This window comes from Alkalilimnicola ehrlichii (assembly GCF_003399765.1).
In the GTDB taxonomy this organism is placed as follows: Bacteria; Pseudomonadota; Gammaproteobacteria; order Nitrococcales; family AK92; genus AK92.
Window position 1 is genome coordinate 1 of sequence record NZ_NFZV01000083.1, and the last position, 1,095, is coordinate 1,095.

The 1,095-nt window shown below is 62.4% G+C and carries 1 protein-coding gene; it reads right to left on the reverse strand.

What is annotated here, in order from left to right; genetic code table 11:
* A partial coding sequence (locus CAI21_RS22760) for a transposase (protein WP_116304389.1) occupies positions 1-964 on the reverse strand: 964 nt, incomplete at its 3' end.
* Between the last annotated feature and the right edge of the window lie 131 nt (positions 965-1,095).

The window sequence follows — 1,095 nt, forward strand, 5'->3', positions numbered from 1 at the left end:
GGATGTAGGTCTGCTGGAGGTGACGGGCGAGTTGTTGCAGGGCCTCAGGGGTGCCGATGGCCCGCCCGAAGCGCTGGCGGCGTAAGGTCTCTACATATTCCTCGGCGTTGAGCCCGAGGCGTTGGAGGATGGGCGGTTGTGTGGCGGCAATCGCCCCGCGCTTATCGGGGCGGATCGCCCGCCCGCTCCAGTCGACCAGTTCTAGGTAATCGAGCAAGGCGAAGGGCAAGTGGTCGGGGCTTGTTAAGTGCTCAGCTTCGGTGAAGGGCAATAACGGGACGGTGATCCCGGGCACCACGGACGTGGAAGCCGGCGTGCGGCCGGTCCGGAGTGTTTGGATGCGGGCCCATACCGAGGTGTATTCGGAGTCTTCCGGCGTGTCGGCCAGTGTCGCGCGGACGGGGTTGAGGTCGACGTAGGCCATGCAGGTCAGTAAGGCGGCTTCATCCAGTAAGGCCTGGCTCTTAAAACGGCCTTCCCAGAACCGACCGGTACAGCCGTCTTCGGCATTGGCCCGGCGGGCCAGATATTCGTTCAGGCAGCGCATGAACCAAGAAAGGTCCATCAGTCGCTCTCGCCAGGTCTGGATGATGGCTTGAGCGCTGCGCGCTTCCGCTTCGGTAGTCGTCTCCTGCTCACGGTAGCGCTCGACCAATAACGGCAGGTTGAATAGCCGCGCCCAGCGCTGCATAACCGCCGCCTCCGACAAGGCCTGCGCCCGCTCACGGTCGATTTTGAGCACTAGATGGTAATGGTTGCTCATCACCGCGTAGGCGCAGACGTCGATGGTAAAAATCGCGCTCAGCTCCGCGAGGCGCTCGACCACCCAGGCGCGGCGGTGGGAGTAATCCGCCTGGTGAGCCGCATCGTACCCGCAGAGAAAGGCGCGCCGTACACAGCGGCTCACGCAGTGGTAGTACGGGGTGTCGTTCACATGGACCAAGCTCCGTCTCGGTCGGGTCACGGCGGCATCCTCCACTGGATAAAAACCAGTCTAGGAATAACCGCGGCGACGGGACTTGTCAACGAGTAGAAGTATCGGCTAACGGAGCGAGAAAAAGCGGTTCACTCGGTGTATTGGGTGTCCCGCTAAGC